At 43.6% G+C, this 22,960-nt stretch carries 23 protein-coding genes and 1 riboswitch; of the genes, 8 read left to right on the plus strand and 15 right to left on the minus strand.

Going from position 1 to position 22,960, the window contains the following annotated elements:
* The first annotated feature begins 132 nt into the window (after nt 1-132).
* Nucleotides 133-975, plus strand: coding sequence for a hypothetical protein (locus ViNHUV68_RS15410; RefSeq protein ID WP_391091389.1), 843 nt, complete (start codon nt 133-135; stop codon nt 973-975).
* 66 nt (nt 976-1,041) lie between these two features.
* On the opposite strand, the gene ViNHUV68_RS15415 is transcribed toward ViNHUV68_RS15410, so the two are convergent.
* The 5 genes from ViNHUV68_RS15415 to ViNHUV68_RS15435 all read right to left on the minus strand — a co-directional run bounded on the left by ViNHUV68_RS15415 (nt 1,042) and on the right by ViNHUV68_RS15435 (nt 6,901).
* Nucleotides 1,042-1,980: a hypothetical protein gene (locus ViNHUV68_RS15415; RefSeq protein WP_391091391.1), complete on the minus strand. Its 939-nt coding sequence runs from the start codon at nt 1,978-1,980 to the stop codon at nt 1,042-1,044.
* 313 nt (nt 1,981-2,293) lie between these two features.
* Nucleotides 2,294-3,682 (minus strand): DASS family sodium-coupled anion symporter, encoded by a 1,389-nt coding sequence (locus ViNHUV68_RS15420; protein WP_391091393.1) that lies wholly within the window; start codon nt 3,680-3,682, stop codon nt 2,294-2,296.
* A 261-nt stretch (nt 3,683-3,943) separates the two neighbouring features.
* A complete protein-coding gene (locus ViNHUV68_RS15425) occupies nt 3,944-5,242 on the minus strand; it encodes a PAS domain-containing methyl-accepting chemotaxis protein (RefSeq protein WP_038173324.1) in 1,299 nt (432 codons plus the stop codon).
* 111 nt (nt 5,243-5,353) lie between these two features.
* Nucleotides 5,354-6,205: an alpha/beta fold hydrolase gene (locus tag ViNHUV68_RS15430; protein WP_391091395.1), complete on the minus strand. Its 852-nt coding sequence runs from the start codon at nt 6,203-6,205 to the stop codon at nt 5,354-5,356.
* 108 nt (nt 6,206-6,313) lie between these two features.
* On the minus strand, nt 6,314-6,901 hold the full coding sequence (locus ViNHUV68_RS15435; protein ID WP_391091397.1) for a TetR family transcriptional regulator C-terminal domain-containing protein: 588 nt from the start codon (nt 6,899-6,901) through the stop codon (nt 6,314-6,316).
* 240 nt (nt 6,902-7,141) lie between these two features.
* Here ViNHUV68_RS15435 and ViNHUV68_RS15440 point away from each other — a divergent pair, with 240 nt between their 5' ends.
* Nucleotides 7,142-8,164: an acyltransferase family protein gene (locus tag ViNHUV68_RS15440; protein WP_391091398.1), complete on the plus strand. Its 1,023-nt coding sequence runs from the start codon at nt 7,142-7,144 to the stop codon at nt 8,162-8,164.
* Between the two features lie 55 nt (nt 8,165-8,219).
* On the opposite strand, the gene ViNHUV68_RS15445 is transcribed toward ViNHUV68_RS15440, so the two are convergent.
* The 5 genes from ViNHUV68_RS15445 to thiD all read right to left on the minus strand — a co-directional run bounded on the left by ViNHUV68_RS15445 (nt 8,220) and on the right by thiD (nt 11,866).
* Nucleotides 8,220-8,606, minus strand: a complete 387-nt coding sequence (locus tag ViNHUV68_RS15445) for an MAPEG family protein (protein ID WP_038173330.1) — start codon at nt 8,604-8,606, stop codon at nt 8,220-8,222.
* A 76-nt stretch (nt 8,607-8,682) separates the two neighbouring features.
* Nucleotides 8,683-8,994: a metalloregulator ArsR/SmtB family transcription factor gene (locus ViNHUV68_RS15450; RefSeq protein ID WP_391091401.1), complete on the minus strand. Its 312-nt coding sequence runs from the start codon at nt 8,992-8,994 to the stop codon at nt 8,683-8,685.
* 65 nt (nt 8,995-9,059) lie between these two features.
* Nucleotides 9,060-9,818: a phosphatase PAP2 family protein gene (locus ViNHUV68_RS15455; RefSeq protein WP_391091403.1), complete on the minus strand. Its 759-nt coding sequence runs from the start codon at nt 9,816-9,818 to the stop codon at nt 9,060-9,062.
* A 132-nt stretch (nt 9,819-9,950) separates the two neighbouring features.
* On the minus strand, nt 9,951-10,901 hold the full coding sequence (locus ViNHUV68_RS15460; protein WP_038173334.1) for a sensor domain-containing diguanylate cyclase: 951 nt from the start codon (nt 10,899-10,901) through the stop codon (nt 9,951-9,953).
* A 134-nt stretch (nt 10,902-11,035) separates the two neighbouring features.
* Nucleotides 11,036-11,866: a bifunctional hydroxymethylpyrimidine kinase/phosphomethylpyrimidine kinase gene (thiD, locus tag ViNHUV68_RS15465; protein ID WP_391091406.1), complete on the minus strand. Its 831-nt coding sequence runs from the start codon at nt 11,864-11,866 to the stop codon at nt 11,036-11,038.
* 93 nt (nt 11,867-11,959) lie between these two features.
* Nucleotides 11,960-12,058: riboswitch (TPP riboswitch) on the minus strand.
* 132 nt (nt 12,059-12,190) lie between these two features.
* Here thiD and ViNHUV68_RS15470 point away from each other — a divergent pair.
* On the plus strand, nt 12,191-13,081 hold the full coding sequence (locus ViNHUV68_RS15470) for a LysR family transcriptional regulator (RefSeq protein WP_038173336.1): 891 nt from the start codon (nt 12,191-12,193) through the stop codon (nt 13,079-13,081).
* A gap of 59 nt (nt 13,082-13,140) precedes the next feature.
* On the opposite strand, the gene ViNHUV68_RS15475 is transcribed toward ViNHUV68_RS15470, so the two are convergent.
* The 4 genes from ViNHUV68_RS15475 to ViNHUV68_RS15490 form a co-directional block, all read right to left on the minus strand.
* Nucleotides 13,141-13,293 carry a hypothetical protein gene (locus tag ViNHUV68_RS15475; protein ID WP_169739000.1) on the minus strand — a complete coding sequence of 51 codons (153 nt, stop codon included), beginning with the start codon at nt 13,291-13,293 and terminating at the stop codon, nt 13,141-13,143.
* 390 nt (nt 13,294-13,683) lie between these two features.
* Nucleotides 13,684-15,561 (minus strand): alkaline phosphatase PhoX, encoded by a 1,878-nt coding sequence (locus ViNHUV68_RS15480; RefSeq protein ID WP_391091408.1) that lies wholly within the window; start codon nt 15,559-15,561, stop codon nt 13,684-13,686.
* A gap of 453 nt (nt 15,562-16,014) precedes the next feature.
* Nucleotides 16,015-16,848, minus strand: coding sequence for an arginase (locus ViNHUV68_RS15485; protein ID WP_391091410.1), 834 nt, complete (start codon nt 16,846-16,848; stop codon nt 16,015-16,017).
* Nucleotides 16,849-16,853: 5 nt separating this feature from the next.
* On the minus strand, nt 16,854-17,579 hold the full coding sequence (locus ViNHUV68_RS15490; protein WP_038173340.1) for an IclR family transcriptional regulator: 726 nt from the start codon (nt 17,577-17,579) through the stop codon (nt 16,854-16,856).
* 274 nt (nt 17,580-17,853) lie between these two features.
* Here ViNHUV68_RS15490 and ViNHUV68_RS15495 point away from each other — a divergent pair, with 274 nt between their 5' ends.
* Nucleotides 17,854-18,945, plus strand: a complete 1,092-nt coding sequence (locus ViNHUV68_RS15495; RefSeq protein ID WP_038173341.1) for an efflux RND transporter periplasmic adaptor subunit — start codon at nt 17,854-17,856, stop codon at nt 18,943-18,945.
* 121 nt (nt 18,946-19,066) lie between these two features.
* Complete coding sequence (locus ViNHUV68_RS15500; RefSeq protein WP_391091413.1) at nt 19,067-19,672, plus strand: TetR family transcriptional regulator; 606 nt, start codon at nt 19,067-19,069, stop codon at nt 19,670-19,672.
* Nucleotides 19,673-19,695: 23 nt separating this feature from the next.
* Here ViNHUV68_RS15500 and ascB read toward each other — a convergent pair whose 3' ends face one another.
* Nucleotides 19,696-21,087, minus strand: a complete 1,392-nt coding sequence (gene ascB, locus ViNHUV68_RS15505; RefSeq protein WP_391091415.1) for a 6-phospho-beta-glucosidase — start codon at nt 21,085-21,087, stop codon at nt 19,696-19,698.
* A 194-nt stretch (nt 21,088-21,281) separates the two neighbouring features.
* Between ascB and ViNHUV68_RS15510 the strand changes: the two genes are divergently transcribed.
* The 3 genes from ViNHUV68_RS15510 to ViNHUV68_RS15520 all read left to right on the plus strand — a co-directional run bounded on the left by ViNHUV68_RS15510 (nt 21,282) and on the right by ViNHUV68_RS15520 (nt 22,948).
* Complete coding sequence (locus ViNHUV68_RS15510; RefSeq protein ID WP_038173346.1) at nt 21,282-21,701, plus strand: universal stress protein; 420 nt, start codon at nt 21,282-21,284, stop codon at nt 21,699-21,701.
* Between the two features lie 281 nt (nt 21,702-21,982).
* Complete coding sequence (locus tag ViNHUV68_RS15515; RefSeq protein ID WP_038173348.1) at nt 21,983-22,642, plus strand: nitroreductase family protein; 660 nt, start codon at nt 21,983-21,985, stop codon at nt 22,640-22,642.
* Between the two features lie 15 nt (nt 22,643-22,657).
* Entirely contained in the window at nt 22,658-22,948 is a 291-nt protein-coding gene (locus tag ViNHUV68_RS15520; protein ID WP_391091417.1) for an antibiotic biosynthesis monooxygenase, read from the plus strand.
* Nucleotides 22,949-22,960: the final 12 nt, after the last annotated feature.

The following is a 22,960-nucleotide window of genomic DNA, read 5'->3' on the forward strand; positions in this document are numbered from 1 at the left end:
CTCAAACGTTTTTGCCCCTTTTCGTGTTTCGTCAGACAAACACATTCGTCAAACCAAGCAAGATTTGACTTACTTTTTCTCATACTTATATTGTTCAATTGATTCTTAGTACTCAATGATGGAGGTTGAAACTTGGCTAGTGATGTTGATTTGGTGGTCGAGGCTATCAATGGGCTAAAATCTAACGCATTTAAAGATTATATTTTCCCAATAGGAACATTGGCGATTTCTGCTTTTATAGGACTGAAAACATCATTCTATGCGATTCGCTACGCTGAAGATGTAAAAGCAGACATTCATAAGATTAGAGTTCTCAATCAAACGTTGCTGTCTGCCAATCAAATGCGCAACTCTTTAATGGCGATTAAAGGTAATTATCATGGAAAATTGCAGTCTCACCCTATACAGCGGGTGCTAGCAATACCACCTTTGGCAAATTCACCAGTTATTCGTCAATTTAACCCTATAGACTTATCTTTTCTCGCAGATAAGGTTACGCTAGCGAGTTTGGATGAACACAAATGGATTCGTGTAGAGTACATAGATACGTTGTTCAGGAATTTTGATAATGCTGTACAGCAATGGAAGTTACTAACCAAGGAAAAACTAAGCCTTCAACCGAAGCTAAACGGACTTATGGGAGTAGGTTTAAATAATTCACAAGTAATTAATGTACTAGGTAGAGAAACGCTCTGTAAGTTGATTGACCTTACAGAACAAACCCTACTTATTACAGATCAGCTTCTTGTGGAAATAAGTTGCTTTTTGGTTGCATTCCCTAATGTTGGCAGCGAGTTCATAAGTGACCAGAATCGTAAAAGGTATGGTGGTATGTTGAGATTCGAGTTGCCCGATAGCGCAGACTCAAAATCACTCCTATCCGCTTGTCCACCTTTAGATTTTATGGCGTGTGCTATTTTATTTGGTACGACAATAGATGAATTAAAGTATCGTTATCGACCTATTTACACTTAGGTGAAAACTCCTTTTTTATCGCCCAAAATGAGTTTTGCCCCAATTTTGGGGAGGGGGGATGAGCCGTTACCCAGTATAGAGTTCGTGGTCTTTAGGGTAGCTAGAAAGAGATAAGTAAAACACGTGATTTAAGTCATCAGCCCACTTTCTATAGCGACCTAACTCTTTATTACCAATGTACAGTTTATTAAATATTATGGTAGATGAAGATATCATATCGTAAACATTATATAAGTGGGGAGATCTATCAGCTATAGTATAAGAATACCCTTTACCATCAAATTTAAGGTTCCAAGAGTAGTTTATATTTATTTCAAAGTCGAATTTTAGCGTGACAAATTTATTATCGACAATTATGCAATTATCTACTGAGTATATTTTTGTATCTGGTGGTAGAAATAAACCTTTCGCAATAAAACCTGATAGAGATTTTTCAGGATAATTTAACTTGCAGTCTTTTATTAATTTATTTGTGCTTATATACGTGTCTTTTTCTTTGTGATTTTCATCAATTCTATAGTTTACACCCCCACCGTTTATAAGTGGATTTTTTTTCATGTCCCAATCTGGTAGGTTTCTTATTATGTCGCCAATCAATATGGTTTTAGCTACGTCATAGAGCTTACTCATAAGAACTTTACGTTCATTTATGTTTAGATGCTGAGCATTTGAAGAGTGTTGAATTCCATAGTAAGTGGCTAAGTTTTCACGATTGTATATATCAAACTTTTCATGCCTTTCTCTGAAATTGTTTTTTAAGTGATGTATGGATACACCATTATCTCTATGAATAATGTAAGAAGTAACTTCACTTCTCACTTCTTCACTTTGTAACGAAAAAAATAAATTCATTACAAACATAATAAAAGCAGCAACTAATGCAGAATATGAAAATACGACATCTTTTAATAAAATGTTTTTACCAACAATATTAAATCCAATTAATATAAGTATTATTGCTAATGCTAAAAGTGGTGTATAAAACCATATTGTATTCCATTTCATTAAATATACTTTCCATTGTCAGCTTTAAGTTTAACTATGAGTATATAAGTTATTGAACCCATTGTGTACTCATAGTTAAACGTACAATTATAATTTATAATTCCTGACCATTTATGCTATGTAGTGAAGTTCGGCTTTACCTTTTGGAGTTTTACATACTACAGATAATGCATGAAGCACTAATGTTCGATTCCACGAAGCTCACTTCTGTCCAAATACAATTACCATCCACACTCTGAGCTGAGTACCTGTAAAAAAAATCCTCGAATCACTTCGAGGATTTTTTGCTCTTATGTAGAACTTAACACATTATTTACGTCCAAAAACTTAGCGCGATAAAGGTCAGTACGCCAATACATGCGATGTTGAGAATAATCCCGACACGCATCATCTCACTTTGCTTTATATGTCCAGAACCAAACACGATGGCGTTAGGCGGCGTCGCCACTGGCAACATAAAGGCACACGATGCCGCTACTGCGATCAACACAGATAAGACAACCGGTGACATACCAAACGCTTCTGCCACACTGGCAAACACTGGAATTAACAATGCGGCGCTCGCTGTGTTGCTTGCAAACTCCGTCAGGAATACAACAAAGACTGCGATGACTGCAATAATAAAGAAAATGCCAAGGTGCGAGATCATCTCACTCAACCCATTGGCCAAAAAGACACTGGTGCCCGTCGCTTTAAGTACGTTACTCAAACAGATACCGCCACCGAACAACAGCAACACACCCCAGTCAGCGGTTTTTTCAATGTCTTTCCAGTGCACGACACGTGCAAAATTGACGGCGACGATCGCCCCCAAAGCGACGATAGTATCGAACTTAGCGTAACCGCCAAGCATGGCATTGATCGGTTTGCTAAAAATCCACAAACAAACGGTCGCAGCGAAAATCAGCAAGGTGACAATTTTTCCTTTGTCCCAATTCACTGACTCATGATTAAGTTCAAACTGACCTGAAAGATCCGGCTTTAACACCGCAAACAGTACAACTATCGACACAGGTAATAAAATTAAGCTGGTTGGTACGCCAAACCTCATCCAGTCAGTAAAGGTTAACCCCACTTCGGCCGCTGCAATCGCATTTGGTGGGCTACCGACAATCGTTGCGATACCACCAATACTGGCACTGTACGCAATACCAAGCAGCACAAACACATAGGTTTTGTGGCCACTTTCAGAATTCACCTTGCTCAATACACCAAGCACCAATGGCAACATCATCGCAGTAGTCGCAGTATTACTGATCCACATCGAAAGCGCAGCTGTGACACCAAAAAGCATGAACACTGCAACACTCATTTTGCCTTTCGCAACAATCAGTACTTTATCGGCAATGACCTTATCTAGCCCTTGGCGATGCATTGCAGCCGCAAGTGCAAAACCGCCCAAAAACAAAAAGATGATGGAGTTAGCGAAATTATTTAACGCGGTTTGGGTATTAAACACACCAAACAGTACCGCCATAATGGGCACTAAAATAGCGGTTACCGTAACGTGTAGGGCTTCAGTTAACCAAAGAATCGCAACAAACGTTAACATACAGATCCCCAATACAACTTGAGGATCAAAGGGTAACGTAAAATACATCACCGCAAACAAAATCACATCCGCTAAGATGATCATGCTGTTACGGTTAAAAAACCATTCTCGGGTATTGGTCGGTAAAGGGACACTATCGTTTCTATTCATTATTATTTTCCTTATGAGGGCCATGTGGCATGCAAAGGATCCCACATAACCTCACGTGAAAATAATTTTTCATTGCGAATTTGTTAACCATATCAACAACAAGGTTGTAAATGTTAACGTCATGAATAATTTGAATATTTTTCCATCTATAAAGTGCTCATTTTTTCATCTCGTCATTGATAAGCAGTGCCAATAAACCTCCGAGCATACATTGACATCAATGACCAATTTAAAAATAGGCTAACCATAAAACATAAGTCACTAAGAAGACTGACTGTCAGAAAGTTGTAACACGGTGTTAGAAACGTTCTCGGCACCTTTATGTATGTCGTCCATCACCGATGATACTTCGGTAATTTTGGCATTCCCGGCTTCTGAGATTGATGACATTTCAGTTATTCTAGCAGTGACTTCGTTGATAAGACCCTGATTCTCTTCAACAACACTAACAATCTCGTCAGTGGAGTCTGAAGTCCGAGACGCGAGTTTTCGCACTTCGTCAGCAACAACAGCAAACCCCCTTCCATGCTCGCCCGCTCTTGCCGCTTCAATGGCCGCATTAAGAGCTAATAAGTTAGTTTGGTCTGCTATGCCTTGTATGGTCGACACAATATCTTGAATATTTTGCGAGCTCGATTTTAGCTGTTGTACTTTTTCGGCGGTCTCTTGCGCTTTTTGCGATACGTTTAAAGAAACTGCAACAGAATCGGCTAAAAGCTTAGAGCCTTCTTGGGCGATTTGTGCCGTCTCGACCGACGTAGAATAGGCGATCTCTGAAGCTTCAGCTATTGCGCGGTTACGTTCAACACGCTCTGTAATGTCGGTGGCAAACTTAACGACTTTTACAACATTACCAGCGCTATCCATTATCGGATTGTATGTTGCCTCTATCCAGACACTCGATCCGTGGGCGCTACGACGCTGAAAAAGTCCTGATTTTATCTGGCCACTTTGTAGTTCTTGCCAGAACTTAGGATTTTCTTCATAAAAGTCATCAAAACAAAACATCCGATGATGCTTTCCTTCAACTTGGTTATCACTATAGCCTAATGTTTTTAAGAAGTTAGCGTTGGCAAAAAGTATGGTTCCACTAGGATCAAACTCAATAATGGCCTGCGATTTGTCTAAGGCTGAAAAAAGAGCATCGTTCTTTTGATTTCTGTAATACAGCTGAGTGATATCCGAAGCAATCTTTGCGATGCCCGTGACCTTACCGTCCATGTCCTTAATCGGGAAGTAGGTGGCTTCAAGAATGATGGTCTCGCCTTGCTTGTTCTTTCTCTCAAAAGTCCCCTCCTTGATAATGCCATTGGCAAGATCTTGCCAGAAACTCAAATAAATAGAAGAACTGGTATAACTATCAGAACAAAAGATCTTGTGGTGTTTTCCTTTCACTTCATCCAACGAATACCCTACAACATTCAAAAACAGTGAGCTTGCATCTTGGATGATTCCTTCTAGGTTGAACTCGATCCATGCAACATGTTTTTTTAATGAAGTGTACACATCATCGGCATGACTAGACTTTAGCGGTGACTCTTTCTTCTTAGTAAAAAACATAACGAACCTTAGGTGGAGAACCTTGCTGACACTTATATAACCATGATAGACGAAAAATGAGATGTACGTAGACTAATGATCTGCGCCTGTTGTTTCGAAAAATCACTCGCATTAAGCAACGAGCTTATCGAAACTCTCCATGACTTGTTGGCACTTCATCACTCGACCGTGACCTTGACCTTGCGTGGTGACTAACTCGACATTGTCCATCTCCTCAGCTGCTTTTTTCGAGACTGGATACTTGGTAAATTTATCCCCCTCATCATGAACAATAATGGTCTTAGCTTGTCGCTGTTTCAGCTTGCCATACGGATCGATAGATTGAATTGGATAACGGTATTCTTGTTCAACATCCGATACCACTGCGTTAAATAAGCGCATTGAGTAGCCAGAGCGCGCGACACTGCCAAACAGGTTATCGAGGTAGTCAAGTACTGGCGCAATAAGCAAAAAAGGCTTACCCGCCAATTTGCGATGATGACACTCAATCGACGACGCCGTCCCCATACTGTGCGCGACTAACCCTGCCACTTCTTGTTCAACACTATCTAAAATCACCTCAAGGCCATGAACAAAAGCTGGAATGTGGCCGTAAGCACCTTCGCTTTGACCATGTGCAGGATGATCGTAAGCTAGCGCAGTGAAGCCTCGACTTGCGATATGCTCCATCAGCGGATAAAACTGGCTTGAACTGCCGGACCAGCCGTGAGTTAAAATCCATATCGGCCCACTGCCAAGCTGATACGTTTTTAATACCCCCTCTTTAGATATCACCTCGCCTTTAATTAAACCCTGCGGCTCGGCGTTTTTTGGTTTAGTTCGCGCCGGAGTCAACAATAACTTACGCGCCGTCTTTTTAGCATGCTGGGGCAATAGCGTGTAATGCAAGCGTGTCGTCAGGTTGACTAAACTCTTCTTAATGCTGAATTTTTGTGAAGTATTAAAGTAAATCTTCTCACTCATGGGTTTTTCCTTTTACTGCCAGTCTTTACATCAACGAAAAAACGAACGACCGTGCTATTTGTGATTAAATAATAAGCCGAGTAGTTAACTACTCAGCTTATCTGAATGTTATTTCCAATCGGCAACCAAGCGCTTTACTCCCGACCAAAAGTGTTGATAGCTTGCTTCTTGACCATGAATTGAATAGAACAAGTGCGCACTAAGATAGAGCCCGTATAACTCAAACGTGGCTTGCTTCGGGTCTAAGCTCTGGCGAAATTCACCGTTTTCGATCCCTTTAGCCACTTGAATACGTAAATATTCAATCCAAGATGCAATGGTCTTTTTCAGTACGTGTTGAGTCGGAGTAGATTCTGCGCTGGTCTCTTTCCACGCATCCAGGAACATGCAACTGCCCTGAAACGAATGATTCCAACCAAGCCAATTATCGAGCAACATCGTCAACTTGCCTTCTATCGTGGTTGGCTCTCGTAGCCGCGCAGGGGCAATAACACGCTGGGTAAACACCGCATTAGCATACTCTAATACCGCTATTTGCAAGTTGTCTTTTGAATTAAAGTGGGCAAACAAACCGCTTTTAGACATCCCACACTGCTTAGCGAGTTCACCAATCGTCAAGCTTTCTAAACCATTCTCGCTTGCTAGTTCAAACGCGGTATTCAGAATATTGTCGCGGGTGATTTTGCCTTTGCTCATACTGCTCTCTCATCATTACAGCTGTTACTTTTAGCACACTCGTACTTTTTTTGCCAACTTCTTATCAGTATTTCGCTTTGTGTATAAACCAATGACAGCAGAAGAAATAAACTCACTTATTGAGAGAGCTCGCATAATCTCTATTGACTGACCATTGTCATACGACAATTTGATTAGAATCATCCCCCTTTAGCTATCTATTGGTATAGCTTCACAGATTTTGTTGATTTAGTGATCATTATGGAAAATAAAAAAATTCAGAGCATTGAACTTGGTCGGGTCGTCGCTATCATCGCTATTGCCGCGATGCATTGCCAGATGTTCATCAGCTATTGGCAGTTTGATGGCACGCCGTGGGTTGGTTATTTGTTCAATCAAGCCACTCGCTTTGCTGTCCCACTGTTTTTCTTAATCTCTGGTTATTTGATTCAACCCAAACTGGTGCTCGCGCCAACGCAAACCTTGTATCGATATGTCTCGCCGCTGCTGAAGGTGTTTGTTGTTTGGAGTGTCATTTGCCTTGCAATGCCGTTTAACTTGGCCACCGTGGCAGAACATGGCTATTTAGCCGAACGACAAGGCTATTGGGGATTTTTAGCCCAAACACCGCTTAACTCACTACTTGAAGGTGGGTTGGTGCATTTATGGTTTATTCCCGCGTTGATGATTGCCGCTGCTATTGGTGCCGTACTAAGCAAATATAAACAGACCGAGCTATTTGTACCACTGGGTCTTGCGCTCTACGTCTACGGCGTTCTCGCAGGTAGTTACCAAGAGTTTACCGGATTTTGGGCTCCATTCTTTACTCGTAACGGCCCGTTCTTTAGTACGCTTTTGTTTGCCATCGGCTTTAGCATTCGACAACAATCCATTACCGCCACTAGCCGCCAGGCACTGTGGCTCGCCTTGATTGGTATGGCGTTGCACTTCACCGAGGCAGCTGTCCTCAATCACTTTGGCCAAGCCTTTAATGCCAATGACTTCCTGTTTGGCACAGTATTGTGGGGCAGTGGTTGCTTTTTATGGCTGCTGTCTAAACCTAGCCTTGGCGCTCAGAGTTGGCTTGCAGCCCAGTCACGATATGTATTGCCATTTTATGTTGCCCATTTGCCGATGATCATTGTAATGATGAATATCACCGGGATACTTGAGCTCAACGGACTTAGCAAGGATGCAGTGATTCTATTTGGTGCTCTTGTGATGACCTTTGGTCTTATCAAAGGTTTAGCAAACACCCGATTGTATCCTTGGCTATTTCGCTAATCTAATAAAAAAGCGATGGATTACCATCGCTTTTTTCACTCACCGGATGTGACATTTACCACAAACGGTCAAAAGGTAAATTGATCATATTCAGCACAATTAAGCCAACAATTGCCGCAAACGTAAGCTTCATACCTGTGATTCGACCCTGCAACTTATCGGCCAATATCGCTTGCGCATGTAACACACGCCCAACGACGAATGTAACGCCAATCAGATGAATCGTCCAAGGCGCCGCACCATTATACTCGGCGAGAGCCAGCATAATTAAAGTAATTGGCACATAGTCAACCGCATTACTATGCGCACTTCTTGCCATTTGCAACGCACTAACGCCACCATCGGCATACTTAATTTGCGCTTTGCGCCTTTGCTTGATCACCTCAATGGCGAGCCAGATCATCAAGCCTGCCGAAACCGAGGCATAAAGAGCAGTAATCATTGCTTCATTCCCTATCCAATAAACAGATCAAGTGCTAAACCACAAGATCATCAAACCGTACCCGTTCGACGAGCACTCACGAGTTACAGCTTGATGAGCATTTCTCTTCGGCGCAACACTCTTCTTGCAAAAAGTCGATAACACCCTGTAAACATTGGTAATCGGTCACACAGTAAAGCGTGCGTCCTTCACGACGTTGGCTGATTAAACCCACAGACAGTAAACTGGAAATATGGTGAGACAAGGTTGAACTAGGAATTCCTAACGCTTGTTGCAATCGACCTACCGCAATACCCTGGTAACCAGCTTTGACGACCCGTTTATAAATGCTGAGTCGGATCGGGTGTCCAAGTTCTTTTAAAGCTTTAGCAACGGCTTCAAGCTCCATAGCTTTTTCCTCACAATTAGACATTTCCAAAATAATCGAATAATAAGGATTATGCAATCGCCGAACTAACGGGTTAACTTTTTATGCTGAGAAAACGCAGACAAAGTGAACCATCGCTCAATCAGTCGATGTATGTTAGGCATCAGCAGATAAACTAAGCCAACAAATAGAATCGACCCGACCAGATCTATCGGACGGTGCATCCCGAGCCATAGACGGCTGTATGCGACCATTATCGCCCAAGCACCCAACCCAATCACCAGTGCATAGCGCTTGTACTCAATAAACACGCCACCAAAAAATGCCAAGCAAATCGCGGCGAAAATGGTATGTCCAGATGGGAATGAATAGTCTTTTTCACCCTGCCAGTGCTTGGTTCTCCAAGGTGATACTTGTTTTGAAACCTGTTCAATAACGTGCGTTTGCTGAGCATCATTTAATTTATAGAAATGTTCAGCTTGAGGAATGAATAACTGATGGACAAGAAGAGCGGTGTAAGGACGCGGGCTTTCCGTCATAGGCTTTAAACCGGTTTTAGCCACAAAACCAATCACAAGCAAAATACTGAGGTGAACCAAAAGTGCGATCAATCGAGAACGGCTACCGACCAAATACCAAGTGATGGCGACTAGCAACGTCAGGGTGATGAGAAAACCATTGGCCCCTGCGGAATCCGTTATAAGGGTAAAAGCCATACCTGAAAACGGACTCACATCGCTCAATAAATCGATGTGACTGACCAACGCAGACATTGGCGCGACCAACAATAAAAACGTAACCAGCAACAGTAAACCTGCGCGTTTGTTTTGAATAACAGCTTTCACTATACACCACACAACTAACCCCACCCACCATGTAGGCATATTAGCTGAAGGTGTCGACAAAATTCATCAACCTAATGTCAATTTGACGACAAGTTAATGACTAATCTTTCTGGGATTACATTAGCAAAACGGTCAATGTTTAGACTTAAACATCCGTTGATCAGCCATCTCCAATAACACTTCAAGATTCATATCACTCTTTTCTTTCGCCGATGCCACACCAACGCTAAATTCGAGTTTGTAGGGGTTCTTCTGGTCTTGATTAAAGGCATCAAGCGCCTCATTAAAACGGCGGATGGCCACATTCGCAACCTTTTCACTTGCACCAGACATCAAAACTACAAATTCGTCACCACCAATCCGCGCAATAACATCCGAGTCTCGAAATGATGAGGTAAGCAGCCGAGTAAAATCGACCAACGCCTGATCACCTGCGGCATGACCGAGTGTGTCATTAACTTGCTTAAAGTTATCTAAGTCGAAAAATGCCAACGAGACCGCTAACCCACCAACCAAACAGTGTTCCATCGCCTTGGGGGCGAGCAAATCGAAACCTCTGCGATTAGAAATGTGAGTCAGTGTATCGGTTGTTGCCGTTAAGCTGGCAGAAAGCTCGTTTTCAGCTATTTTGGCTAAATCAATCAGATCAATAATTTGCTCTTGGCTAAGCTGACGCGGTTTGGTATCGAAGATACACAAGGTGCCAAGCTGATAGCCGTTTTGATACATCAGCGGGACCCCAGCGTAAAATTGCACACCGAACTCCCCCGTTACCAATGGATTGTCGCAAAACCGTGTATCCTTGAGAGTATTAGGAACAATCAGCGGCTCATTACCCAAAATGGCATGGCCACAGAATGAAACTTCTCGTGAGGTCTCTTTGACATCTATCCCATCACAAGATTTAAACCACTGCCTGTCACTATCAATCAAACTCACGACAGCAACAGGCACATCAAAAAAACGTCTCGCCAAGCGCGTCAATCGATCAAAACGTTCTTCTGGTTTCGTATCTAGAATATTGAGTCGTTTCAGCGCCTCTACTCTTTGCGCTTCATTATGTGGCTTTTGTGGCCCCTGCATTCAATTGATCTCTTAAGACTTTATGGTTAGATACTAGCACCTAAAAGAGTATATGTTGAGATAGGACAACGATTATTCCACTATTAATAGCAAGGTCAAACTCGGAATACATTTGTAAAGACAACGTATTTGGCTTAACGCACATGAGAATGCCCCGTAAAAAAGTGATGCACAGGACCATGTCCCCGGCCAACGTCAAGCTCATCAGCATGAGTTAACGCTTGAGTCAGATATTGCTTTGCTAAACAGACGGCTTTATGCAATCGATGCCCCTGGGCCAGATAGGACGCGATGGCAGCGGAGAGCGTGCAACCTGTGCCATGGGTATTGATGGTCACTACCCGTTGAGATCGGATCAACTCACTGTGATGATTGGTCACAAGTAAATCATTACTATCGGAGGTTTGATCTAAGTGTCCTCCCTTAAGTAGCACCGCTCGGGCCTGAAGGGCGCGAAGTGGCTCTATTAGCGCCCCCATTTGGTCTTCATTGGTTGGCGTGTTAGCCCCGATCAATGCTGCCGCTTCAGGTAGATTCGGCATAATTAAGTCTGCGAGCGGTATCAGCTCGTTTTTTAAACTCTCAATGGCGCTGCGCTGCAATAGCAGATCACCACTGGTGGCAACCATAACAGGATCAACCACCAGCCATTGAGGCTGATACTGACGAATTTTTTTTGCAACAACGCGGATGATATCAGCATCGGCCAGCATACCCACTTTCACCGCAGTAACCTGTAAATCAGAAAATACCGCATCAAGTTGACTCGCAACATGCTCAGTGGGCACGGGATGAATAGCGCTCACACCCTGAGTATTTTGTGAGGTAATGGCGGTGATCACCGAGCAAGCATAGCTGCCGGTGGCTGAAATGGCTTTGATATCAGCTTGAATTCCAGCGCCGCCTCCACTGTCTGAACCAGCAATGGTTAATACAATAGGTGGCGTGTCTTGTAAATGCGGCATATAAGCTCCTACAACAAGACGTAGGAACCCTTGCTTGATGACCGAGAAATTTGATCTCTCCGGTATTAAGTAAGGCCATCGAACCCAAAGAAAGGCACGATGAAAATAGTTCCCTACGTCAGTGCTAACTGAATCAGGTTCAACGGGTCTCGATTACGATCTCAGCCCAAATAGGCTCCCCGACTATGAACGCAAACAGTAACAGCAATTTGGATTGATGGGTAGAGCAAAATTGCTTGTCGCACAGTAGCATAAACACCACTACCTAAAATTTTAGTTATCACTTAAACTATCTAAGATAATTTTTCGTTATAGGTATGCAGTATGCTTAATCCGACCTGGCTGAAAACCTTTGTGACTTTAATCGATACGGGGCACTTTACTAAAACCGCCGATAAACTGTTTATGACTCAGCCTGGAGTCAGTCAGCACATTAAAAAGCTTGAGGAAACATGTGGTCATCCTCTCATTGAGCGTCACAACAAAAGTTTTGAAATTACCGAAGCGGGAAAAATCGTCTATCAATACGCAACCGAACTTGAGTCACAACAGCAGCAAATGCTGATGTCACTCAATCAAGATGACCCTTGCGCGGGCAGTATTACTCTTTCGTGCTCTGGGTCGCTGGCACTGTTGCTTTATCCACACCTGCTCGATTTACAATGTAAATGTCCACTGCTCATTACCCACTTAGAAGCCGCGCCACATCACAAGATACTGGCCGATGTCATTAACGGTGATATTGATTCGGGGATAGTCACACGTGAACCCTCCGATCCGAGAGTCGATTCGCAACGCATTGGTCAAGAGCCGCTGTGCCTGATGTTACCTAAACAGTACGCCACAGACTCTCTAACGGAAGAGACACTAAAGCAGATAGGCTTGATTCGCCACCCAGACGCCGAGCACTACTTATCACTGTTTTTTTCTCGTTGTGGTGAACAGGCGCTTGAAACCATCAACATTAACCTATTGCCGATCAAGGGCTACATTAACCAATTGAGCCAAATTTTACTTCCGGTCGCCAAAGGTCACGGCTTTACGGTACTGCCGCGAAGTGCATTTGAAACCTTTGCCGAGAAAGACTCTATCGCGCTTTACCAGCCAAATATTGAGGTTGTCGAAACGCTGTATTTATTAACTAAACGCCACCGCAAGCTGCCTGCACGCTTTGAAACCGTCAAACAGGTGATTACTCAACAGTTGAATCAATAATACTTTCGCGATCAAAAAAGGAGCCTTCTCAGCTCCTTTTTCGTTAACAGTACTGTTATTTATGCTTCAAGGACGCCTTCACCTGACATCTCAGAGATAAGCAGTAGATCTGCTTCATCCAACTTCATGCCAAAGACAGGGAGGCCATGCTGTGCAACCCAGCAACACATAAATACGAAGAAAGCTAACACGATTATACCTAGTGACACCATAATCAATCTCCTTCTGGGTTATCAAATAATGTATCGATAACTCGCAGGTGAGAGCATTGAGAATGATAAAGCAAAAGGCCGTTGAAAATACGTGTTCTTATACGTTGTTCGATGCACGATTAACGAATTGCTCGTTAGGATGTGTGTGTCAATTGCGCTTAATAGGTTCGTATTCACTCTGGGAGTTTACTTGGTTCTCTACACCTTTGAAGTTATTTGGATACCTTATTAATATAGTGACAGCGTTTAGACGACGCAACCATCTAGCGTAGTTAATCGATAAAAGATCACAAAATTTATGCGAGTTAACGCATAACAAAGCAATGTTTTGTTGTGAAACGCAAAAAATGGGGCACAAGGCCCCACTCATCAAACTATTACCTCATGATACTAAGCACCAATTACGCCACCATCTTGACGAGTGATCGCCATAATCGTCGAACGAGGTTTGCTGTCACCGCCTGCTGGGAAGTGCGAAGGGGCACCTTTTTCTCCTGGGTGCTGCACACCAACAAACATCGTTTTGTAATCGGGTGAGAAGGTTAAACCCGTGATTTCACACGCTATCGGCCCGGTTAGAAAACGGCGAACCTCTCCCGTCATCGGATCACCACATAGCATTTGGTTGTTTCCTTGACCGGCAAAGTCGCCCTTATTCGAGTAATTACCATCGGTTTGAATCCATAAGCGACCCGCTTTATCAAAGCCAATGCCATCAGGACTGTTAAACATATTGTTTTGATTAATATTGTCACTACCAGCGTACAAACTGCCTTGGTGAACCTGTGGGTTTCCTGCAATTAGGTAGAGATCCCAATCAAAACTATCTTTGCTGTGATCGCCATTGCTTGGTAGCCAACGTACTATTTGCCCGTAGTGGTTCTCTTTACGCGGGTTTGGGCCACCAACCGGCTGTCCCTCTTTGACACCACGGTGTTTATTGTTGGTCAGAGTACAAAATACATGCTGGTTATCGGGATGAACGGCGACCCATTCTGGACGATCCATGGTGGTTGCTCCCACCTGAGTCGCCGCACGACGAGCAAAGATCATCACCTCAGCTTGGCTGTTAAAGCCGTTCTCTTTGGTTAGGCCATTTTTGCCATAAGTGAGTTCCAACCATTGGCCTTGTCCCTTAAGCTCGTTGTCATCTATTTCAAATTTGGCAACGTAAAGGGTTCCCTCTTCTAACAAACGCCGATTTGCAGCGTCATCACTCGGCTTGTATTTGCCTTTCGAGACAAACTTATACAAATGCTCTCCACGCTCGTCGTCACCCAGATAGACCACAACATGACCATCGTCATTGATGAGTAGCGCTGCGTTTTCATGTTTAAAACGGCCTAATGCCGTGCGTTTCATTGGTGTTGAGGTCGGATCATTCGGGTCGATTTCTACAACCCAACCAAAACGATGGGGCTCGTTGGGGTGTTTTGCGACGTCGAAACGCTCATCGCTATCGTGCCATTGATATTTACTTTGAGCGGCTTTAATACCGTATCGTTTATGATCGTCAGACAACTCGGCGCGACCACTCGTCCCAAAATACCCATTAAAATTTTCTTCGCAGGTTAGGTAAGTCCCCCATGGCGTTTGTCCGTTGGCGCAGTTATTAAATGTACCAAGCGGTTTCATCCCAGAAGGGTCTAACTCTGTTTGCATTAATGCATGACCAGCAGCAGGGCCCGTCAGTCGCATTTCGGTATTGGCGGTAATACGACGATTTCGTGTCCCGTTTTTGTCTAACTTCCATTCACCACCTGATTTGACGATTTCAAACACCGTCACGCCATGTGCTGCTTGCGCTTTTAACACATCATCAGCCGTCATCGCGTTGCCACCGTGATCAAACAGTAAATCGTAATTAGTGTATTCGTTATTGACCGCGATAACCGCACGGTTCTCACTAATGGGGAATAAACTCATACCATCCGTGTTGTCACCAAATTGGCGCAGTTGAGCTTGCGAGCCCTGCTTACCACTGGGATCAAATGCTGGCGCGTCAGCAAAAATAGGATCGCCCCACGAGAGCAGTGGTGTCGCCTTGTACCCTTTGGGTACGATAAACGTATCACTCGTCGACGCGGCAACGGCTTCAAAGTTAAGTAAAGACGTCTCACTTTGCGCCGCGAAAGCCTTGGTAATCGGGTTAAGCGAAAGGAAGGTACTGGCGCTGACTGCGGCCGTTCCGGCGATAAATCGACGACGTGAAAGTCGTGCATCGATCATTTGGCTGAATTGAGAATCTTGTTGGTCACGATTCCACATTGCTGACTCCTTGCGTAGTTATTTTTATGTAAATGCGCTCAGATAGTAGAAGCGGGCCGTGACACTTGGGTTAAGTTATTGTTTATTCTTAATGAAAGTAATATGGCAGTTATTGTTAATTTACATGACAATCTTATGCTAATGCGCGACTGCGCACTTTAATGTAATGAAACACCGATTTCATACAAAAAAATGTGATCACAAACCTAGATATTTTGTCCGTTGGCCGCTACATTATCTTTTGTTCATGAGGAACTAGGTTCACAAAAGCTCATTGACGAGCAATGTTGTTTTTTAAGTGAGGGATTATCATGAAAAAAATGAGAAAAGCGCAGTTGCATCGCGTTCGTATTCAGTACTGGAAAGAGTCGAACAAAAACGCGAGCAATCATAATCACGCGCAAATTCACCGTGCTAAGCTGGCTTAACCGCCAGCTTTTGTGTATCTAGCCCCTACGCCGCTCTATCGCGCAAAGCAACCAAGGCTTCTAACTCGTGCAGTATACTTTGCGTCTGTTTCGAATAGAGGTGCTTATCTTTGTAGCCAACCAACTGAATCAGGCGAACCTTGCCACAAATCATTAACTGACGCAGTATTCTATTGACCATTTGTACCTCTAGTGCCGTCTGATTTTCCAGCTGGGAACGTGGATAGAGGCAAGCCAAATCGATATTGATGATCACATCATCACAATGGGTTAAGTAACTGGCCAATTGTTGTTTGACTTGAAAGCGATGACTAAAAGAGCATTCTTCCATGGTCAACCAATCACAGCCTAGATCTTGCGCATAGTCAGTCCATCGGTTTTCCACCAGTGAATGATCGATACCAAGACAAAATAGCCGACATTCATTATATCGAGAAAGAGCAAAATGAAAGGCACTGCCCTGCTCTGGCTCCAGAGAGTCTTTAAGTTCAAACTGACGCCCGATGTGCACAACACCTAATTCTCGCTTTGGCGAGTGAAGCAAAGGTAATGAGTGAAGTAAGGTTTCACTGTGATTGGTCAACACAACTGGCATAGCTGCAGAGCCTAAACATTGGCTTAAGTGCAACTGGTATTCACCACGGGCTCTGACACTGAGGTTAAAATGACCACCGTTAAACCAACGCTGACCGTGATTGTCGATCATCCATTGATAACTCTCTTCTAAGTTCTGATTAGCCATTTCGAACTCAACATGGCTCATGGGTTTAAGCGGTTCGCTTACGCTAAGCATGACTAAACGTTGAGACGTCAGTTGTGCAGAATCATGTTGATTGTGACGGCGAAATAACCCAAACATTTCCATTACCTCTCGGGGGGCAAAGCCCTTGCTGCTTGAAGAACGTGAAGAATAATCCTTTGTTGATTCATTTGAACTCGATGTGCAGGCGCCATCACCGAAATCGCCCCGACCAGTTTGGAACCTTTCATTACCGGAGCGCTGATACCAGATACCCCAACATCAATTTCTGATGTGCTCACCGCATAACCTTGATTGCGGATCTGCGCCAGTTCTTGTTGCCACTGTTCAATGCGTTGGTGCTCGTCAAAGTAGCGCAAAATTTTGTCACAGCGAGCCTGAGGCATGTAAGCTAGCATCACTTTAGATGAGGCGCCTCGTAGCAGGGGTTGACTTTGACCCTGGACGTAGCTGCAACGAAGCGCCTGCATGCTCTCTTTGCGACTGACACACAATGCTCGATAACCGACCGGAACCATGTAAGCGGCCATTTCGCCAGTCTGCTTCTGTAATCGGTTGAGCACCGTGTCAACCACATCTAAATCGTGCTGGCTAGTTTGATAGCTGCGCATTAACAACAAGGCTGCCGGACCTATGATCAAGGTTTTGTCATTGGGGCTTTCTTCAATCAGATTCCATTCACGTAGTAGCTTCAAATGGCGATATAAGCTACTGATCGGCGTACCTAATTGCTCACTAAGCTGCTTTGCTGTCACAGGGTGATCATTAACTGCAACTTGCATTAAAAGCTGCAATACCTTCTCGTTAACTTGTCCACTATTTTGCTTCATAGAGTTCACGCTTATTTGTATCGTTACCTTAGAGTCACGATCAAATTCTATTCTTATAAATTGGGAATAAGAAACAAATAATGAACATATATTCTCATTTAATAAGAAATTACATCTAACGCCAGCCACTTTTGTCCTGATTCAGGTTGCTGATGCCACCCACAAAACTTTACTTAATGGTAAAGTTAAAATACTCTTCATAGCCATAAAAATTATAAACCAATCATCGCATTAGATAAGCCAGACAAATAATGAACTCGATTCAGGGACAGCTATGAACAAACTCGCCCTCTCACTTGGCCTAAGCTTAACACTCGCTCCTGCCTTCTTTTTTAGTTGCCAGATTTCACAAGCGAAGTCATCTGAAAGCACCACTGCCTACATGGTTGAACTGCCTATTGAGCGCAGCGCAACGAAACTTATCGCCCTAGAAGGTGAATTTAAGCCTTCTCAGTACACTCAAATAGTTGCCGAAAACAGCGCTAAAATTGTCAATATCTATGTTCATGATGGAGAGTATGTAGAAAAAGGCGCCCCGCTACTTGAGTTTGACCCGACCTTAGCAGCATTGGCCGTCAAAGCCGCTGAAAAAGAATATCAGATGGCAACAAGGAACATCATCGAGTTAACTCGAACCTCGCAAGAAGATGATCCAAGATTCCAAACCGCTGTTCGCGCAGTTGAAGAGACCAGAAATAATTTACTGCTTGCGCAGAAAGAACAAGAAGCCACCACGATACACGCGCCTTTTTCAGGAAAACTCAGCCAAATTCGTTTCAACGCTGGCAACTATGTCAATGAGGGAGCATTAATCGCTGAGCTGGTGGCAAACGATACGGTTGAACTGCACTTTACGGCGTCGGCTGAAGTATTGAACGTATTTCGTCAGATGCTAAATAACGCCCCTGATAGCCTACAAGCGTCAATCATTAATAAAGATGGCCACTATATTGAGGGTAAACTTAAATATGTTGACGCTAAGCTGTCTGATCAAGACGCCTTTCTCAGAGCCTATGCGGTTTTCGACAACCACAATGATGAACACTTAATTGGCTCAAAAACCGCGTTCTATCTTAATAGCCCAGGTCCTGAGCCACAGCTGTTTGTGCCTAGCTCGGCGATTCATACCAACGATGGAACGCCGACTCTGTTCGTTCTGGATAAGCATCGAACGGTACAGGCCAAACAGGTCACTCTGGCGAAAATCAAAGAGAGCTATAACGGATATGTCCCGATAGAGTCTGGTCTAGCATCGGATGATTTTGTGCTAACCACTCCCGACGCCCCTGAGTTAGTCGGCAAGAAAATTGATCCTATGGTCAATCTAGTCAACCAGATTAATGAGATCTTAAAACGCCAATCTTGATGGTAAAAGCAGCAAACGGTCGGTAAAAGATGAAAAAACTCGCATTAACTGACACAAATGATAGAAGGCACAGCAATTTATGGTAGCTTGGCATTTTTCCCCATCCTGTATGGATAAAGGTATGGACAAACGAAACCAACGCAGTGAACGGACTAAGCAAAACATTCTATCAGCAGCAATTGAGTGCTATAAGGAAATGGGTGTACAAGGGGCATCTTTAGAGCTGATTGCTCAAAAAGCCAACTCAACAAAACCTACGCTCTATTCGCACTTTGGCTCGAAAGAAAAGCTCTACCAAGCCGTTGTTGAATACGTCATGAGTGAAGAAAAGCTCAATCATACGCTGGCAGATTTTGACCCAAAGCGCACAATACGTGAGCAGTTGATCGAGATTTTTACTCAGCAGCTTGACCGAGTCATGCAATGCGAAAAACGCCGCCTGCTTGTCGCAATTACTATTGAAGCCATGTGCCAAGGCCAGTGCCACCTCAATCAAGTTGAGGGCATTAAATCCTGCGCAATGGAGACTTGGTTAGAACAAGCCATCAGCCATGGTGCACTACCGAAGCAAGATACAGCGGAGCTCGCCAATAATTTGTGGGCACTGGTGAAAGGCCGAACTTTTTTCCCAGTCTTTCTCGGCATGGCGCCAAACGACCCACAAGAGCGGTTAAAAAACTTAGAATCTGCGATAGACTTTTTCCTTGGCTGCCAAGGCGCAAAGTAAAGGAGACAATTGGCTCCTTTACTTTATGCGTTTAAAGATTCACCGTTCGAACGAATCACTTGCTGATACCAATAAAAGCTTTTTTTGCGTTTGCGCGCTAACGTTCCACTTCCATCATCATGACGATCAACATAAATGTAGCCATAGCGCTTACTCATTTGTGCGGTTGAGTTCGCCACCAAGTCTATCGGTCCCCAACTGGTAAAACCCATTAGCTCTACCCCATCAAGCACGGCTTCTCGAGCTTGCAGCAAATGATCGTTAAGATAAGCAATGCGATAGTCATCGACAATCTCACCATCGGGTGTCAACTCATCACGAGCCCCTAAGCCATTTTCAACAATAAACAGTGGTTTTTGGTAACGATCATGTAAAAAATTAAGCAGAATTCGCAGCCCTTTCGGATCGATAAGCCAGCCCCATTGGCTTTTTTCCAGATATGGATTGGGCACACTATCGATGATATTCCCAACCTCTTTGTGTTTTGGATCAGCACTGGCACAGCCGCTGGCGTAATAACTAAAGGAGATAAAATCAACACTGGCGCTAGCTAACACGTCGACATCATCAGGCTGCATTTCTATCTCGATGCCTTGCTCACGGAAATAGCGCAACATATAACCTGGGTACTTTCCGCGAGTCTGAACATCACCAAAAAACAGCCATTTATTGTTCTCATGCATCGCAGCTAGCACATCATCTGGATGACACGTCAGCGGATAATTAATTGCGCCAAGTAACATGTTACCGATCTGAGCATCTGGAATGATCTGGTGGCACAAGTTAACGACCTGCGCACTGGCAACTAGCTGGTGATGTATGGCTTGGTAAATTGCTTGTTCATTGGCATTTTCCGCTAAACCAACACCAGTAAATGGCGCATGAAGAGACATGTTGATTTCATTGAATGTCAGCCACAACTTTACGCTGTCTTTATAACGTTCAAACACGGTACGAGCATAACGCTCAAAGAAAGTGATCAGTTGGCGGTTTCCCCACCCGCCATAGTTTTCGACCAGCGAATACGGCATTTCGTAATGTGACAAAGTGACAAAAGGCTGAATGTCATGCTTTGCTAACTCAGCAAAAATCTTATCGTAATACGCAAGACCTGCCTCATTTGGTTCAAGTTCATCGCCGTTAGGAAAAATACGCGTCCAAGCAATCGATAAACGTAAGCAATTAAACCCCATCTCATTAAACAATGAGATGTCTTCTGGATAACGATGATAAAAGTCGATGGCCACATCTTTAATACCCGCACCGCGCTGCTCGCGAGTTTGGTGAGGGCTTAAAATACCGTTTGGTAACATATCCGCTGTTGATAGCCCTTTTCCGTCGCTATCAAAGTGTCCCTCGACTTGGTTGGCGGCAATCGCACCACCCCATAAGAAATTGGTTGGAAACGTCATCATTTACTCCGATCAATTACATTAACTGATTCCATTGTAGCGATGAAAAACGCCGCAAATGAGGCTCAGTTCACCGAAATAAATTTCCTAGTTTGGCGGCGAAGTAAAGGTTTTGGCATTTTCGAGACATTCGCGACAACTTTATTGTCACTTAGCGATTATGCTTGGATTAGGCGAGTTACAATAAGGTCACTATTATGAACTACAAGCATATTCTCGTTGCACTAGAACTCAGCGAAGAAACTAAGGTGCTAATAGACAAAGCGAATTACTTAGCAACATTGACCAATGCGGAGATATCCTTCATTCATATTGATGGTTCGCATGGTGAAATCTATCCCGAAGTGGCGGATATTCAAGCCAATGACACTCAACGGCCTTTCGGTGAACACACGATAGAGCAGATTCGCGCTTTTGAAGCCTATAGCGAGCATCCAATCAAGCACATCTTAGTCGGCACCGGCGACTTAGCTGACAAGCTAAAAGCGACCATTGAAGACAAACAAGTTGATCTGTTGCTGTGTGGTCATCATCATGATTTTTGGAGCAAAATTGTCTCTTACTCTAAGCATTTAGTTGATAAGTCCCCAGTCGATATTCTCGTTGTACCTATCTAGTATCGCTTAGTTTGTCATTGTCGCAGCCAACCCGCTCTGGCTGCGGCAGAACCTATGCAACTCCAACATCCCCATTATGGAAGAAAATCGCCATAGTCATTGGGTAAATTGGCTATTTTTCTTTTATCGTGTTTGCCATAAATTACTCACATCAAATTGAACAACCAAACAAACTCGCTAGTTTGAAGATATGCAGCTGTCATCTGCCAATCAAACACTGTTGACATATGGAACAACTTTTCTGCTATGACGCGCCCCAATTTAGAGAGTGAGAAATCGATATGACGCACCCAATTATTCAAGATCTTAACCGTCGCTACACAACAAAAAAATACGACGCGAACCAACGTATCTCAGAGCAAGATATACAAGTTATTAAGCAGGCACTGCGCTTATCAGCCTCGTCAATTAACTCGCAACCATGGAAATTTATTGTGTTGGAAAGTGATGAAGCGAAACAGCGTTTCCATGATACCTTCGTCAACAAATTCCAGTTTAATCAACCGCATGCAACAGAAGCATCACATACGATTTTATTTGCCCATAACCCTCACTTCACCAAAGAAGATTATAAAAAAGTAGTCGATGCCGAAGTCACATCAGGTCACCTACCAGCAGAGCGCTACAACGATATGCTTAACGGTGCGTTCGGTTTTGTCGAACTTAACACCGATAACCAAGGCTTTAATGGTCACTGGACCAAAGCGCAAACCTACATCGCGCTTGGAAACATCTTACACACTCTCGCCCGTATGGGGATTGCCTCTACGCCGATGGAAGGTGTCGACGCCGAGCTGATTGGAGAAACATTCAAGCAAGAGCTAGATGGCTATCAATGTGACTTTGCTTTAGCAATTGGCTATCACAAACAAGATGAAGATTATAATCACGGCTTGCCAAAAGCTCGCTTACCCATCGACGATGTAGTGACAACACTGTAAGCGAGATTAAACAAGATGGAAAAGTTAACTATTATTGCCAATATTGTCGCCAACGCCGACAAAATAGAACTGGTGCGAGACGAACTGTTAAAATTGATTGATAACACTCGCCAAGAACCAGGCTGCATCAACTACGATTTGCACCAAGATCAGCACAACCCTGCCCATTTTGTCTTTTATGAGAACTGGCAGTCTGCACAAGCACTCGAAGCGCACTTGGCCAGCAAGCACATTAGCGAATATGCTCAAGCGGTTGAAGGATCCATTGAATCATTCACCATCCATCGTTTGACACCAATCGGTTAATGCCTCACTTGA

Source organism: Vibrio sp. NH-UV-68 (assembly GCF_042940635.1).
In the GTDB taxonomy this organism is placed as follows: Bacteria; Pseudomonadota; Gammaproteobacteria; order Enterobacterales; family Vibrionaceae; genus Vibrio; species Vibrio pacinii.

What these genes read in the sequence shown, in the direction of transcription:
- ViNHUV68_RS15420 (WP_391091393.1), bottom strand. Translation starts at nt 3,682, where the DNA reads ATGAATAGAAACGATAGTGTCCCTTTACCGACCAATACCCGAGAATGG.
- ViNHUV68_RS15485 (WP_391091410.1), bottom strand. Translation starts at nt 16,848, where the DNA reads ATGTTTGGGTTATTTCGCCGTCACAATCAACATGATTCTGCACAACTG.
- ViNHUV68_RS15515 (WP_038173348.1), top strand. Translation starts at nt 21,983, where the DNA reads ATGACGCACCCAATTATTCAAGATCTTAACCGTCGCTACACAACAAAA.
- ViNHUV68_RS15460 (WP_038173334.1), bottom strand. Translation starts at nt 10,901, where the DNA reads ATGCAGGGGCCACAAAAGCCACATAATGAAGCGCAAAGAGTAGAGGCG.
- ViNHUV68_RS15470 (WP_038173336.1), top strand. Translation starts at nt 12,191, where the DNA reads ATGCTTAATCCGACCTGGCTGAAAACCTTTGTGACTTTAATCGATACG.
- thiD (WP_391091406.1), bottom strand. Translation starts at nt 11,866, where the DNA reads ATGCCGCATTTACAAGACACGCCACCTATTGTATTAACCATTGCTGGT.
- ViNHUV68_RS15450 (WP_391091401.1), bottom strand. Translation starts at nt 8,994, where the DNA reads ATGGAGCTTGAAGCCGTTGCTAAAGCTTTAAAAGAACTTGGACACCCG.
- ViNHUV68_RS15475 (WP_169739000.1), bottom strand. Translation starts at nt 13,293, where the DNA reads ATGGTGTCACTAGGTATAATCGTGTTAGCTTTCTTCGTATTTATGTGT.
- ViNHUV68_RS15425 (WP_038173324.1), bottom strand. Translation starts at nt 5,242, where the DNA reads ATGTTTTTTACTAAGAAGAAAGAGTCACCGCTAAAGTCTAGTCATGCC.
- ascB (WP_391091415.1), bottom strand. Translation starts at nt 21,087, where the DNA reads ATGATGACGTTTCCAACCAATTTCTTATGGGGTGGTGCGATTGCCGCC.
- ViNHUV68_RS15510 (WP_038173346.1), top strand. Translation starts at nt 21,282, where the DNA reads ATGAACTACAAGCATATTCTCGTTGCACTAGAACTCAGCGAAGAAACT.
- ViNHUV68_RS15415 (WP_391091391.1), bottom strand. Translation starts at nt 1,980, where the DNA reads ATGAAATGGAATACAATATGGTTTTATACACCACTTTTAGCATTAGCA.
- ViNHUV68_RS15445 (WP_038173330.1), bottom strand. Translation starts at nt 8,606, where the DNA reads ATGATTACTGCTCTTTATGCCTCGGTTTCGGCAGGCTTGATGATCTGG.
- ViNHUV68_RS15480 (WP_391091408.1), bottom strand. Translation starts at nt 15,561, where the DNA reads ATGTGGAATCGTGACCAACAAGATTCTCAATTCAGCCAAATGATCGAT.
- ViNHUV68_RS15490 (WP_038173340.1), bottom strand. Translation starts at nt 17,579, where the DNA reads ATGAAGCAAAATAGTGGACAAGTTAACGAGAAGGTATTGCAGCTTTTA.
- ViNHUV68_RS15500 (WP_391091413.1), top strand. Translation starts at nt 19,067, where the DNA reads ATGGACAAACGAAACCAACGCAGTGAACGGACTAAGCAAAACATTCTA.
- ViNHUV68_RS15520 (WP_391091417.1), top strand. Translation starts at nt 22,658, where the DNA reads ATGGAAAAGTTAACTATTATTGCCAATATTGTCGCCAACGCCGACAAA.
- ViNHUV68_RS15430 (WP_391091395.1), bottom strand. Translation starts at nt 6,205, where the DNA reads ATGAGTGAGAAGATTTACTTTAATACTTCACAAAAATTCAGCATTAAG.
- ViNHUV68_RS15435 (WP_391091397.1), bottom strand. Translation starts at nt 6,901, where the DNA reads ATGAGCAAAGGCAAAATCACCCGCGACAATATTCTGAATACCGCGTTT.
- ViNHUV68_RS15440 (WP_391091398.1), top strand. Translation starts at nt 7,142, where the DNA reads ATGGAAAATAAAAAAATTCAGAGCATTGAACTTGGTCGGGTCGTCGCT.
- ViNHUV68_RS15495 (WP_038173341.1), top strand. Translation starts at nt 17,854, where the DNA reads ATGAACAAACTCGCCCTCTCACTTGGCCTAAGCTTAACACTCGCTCCT.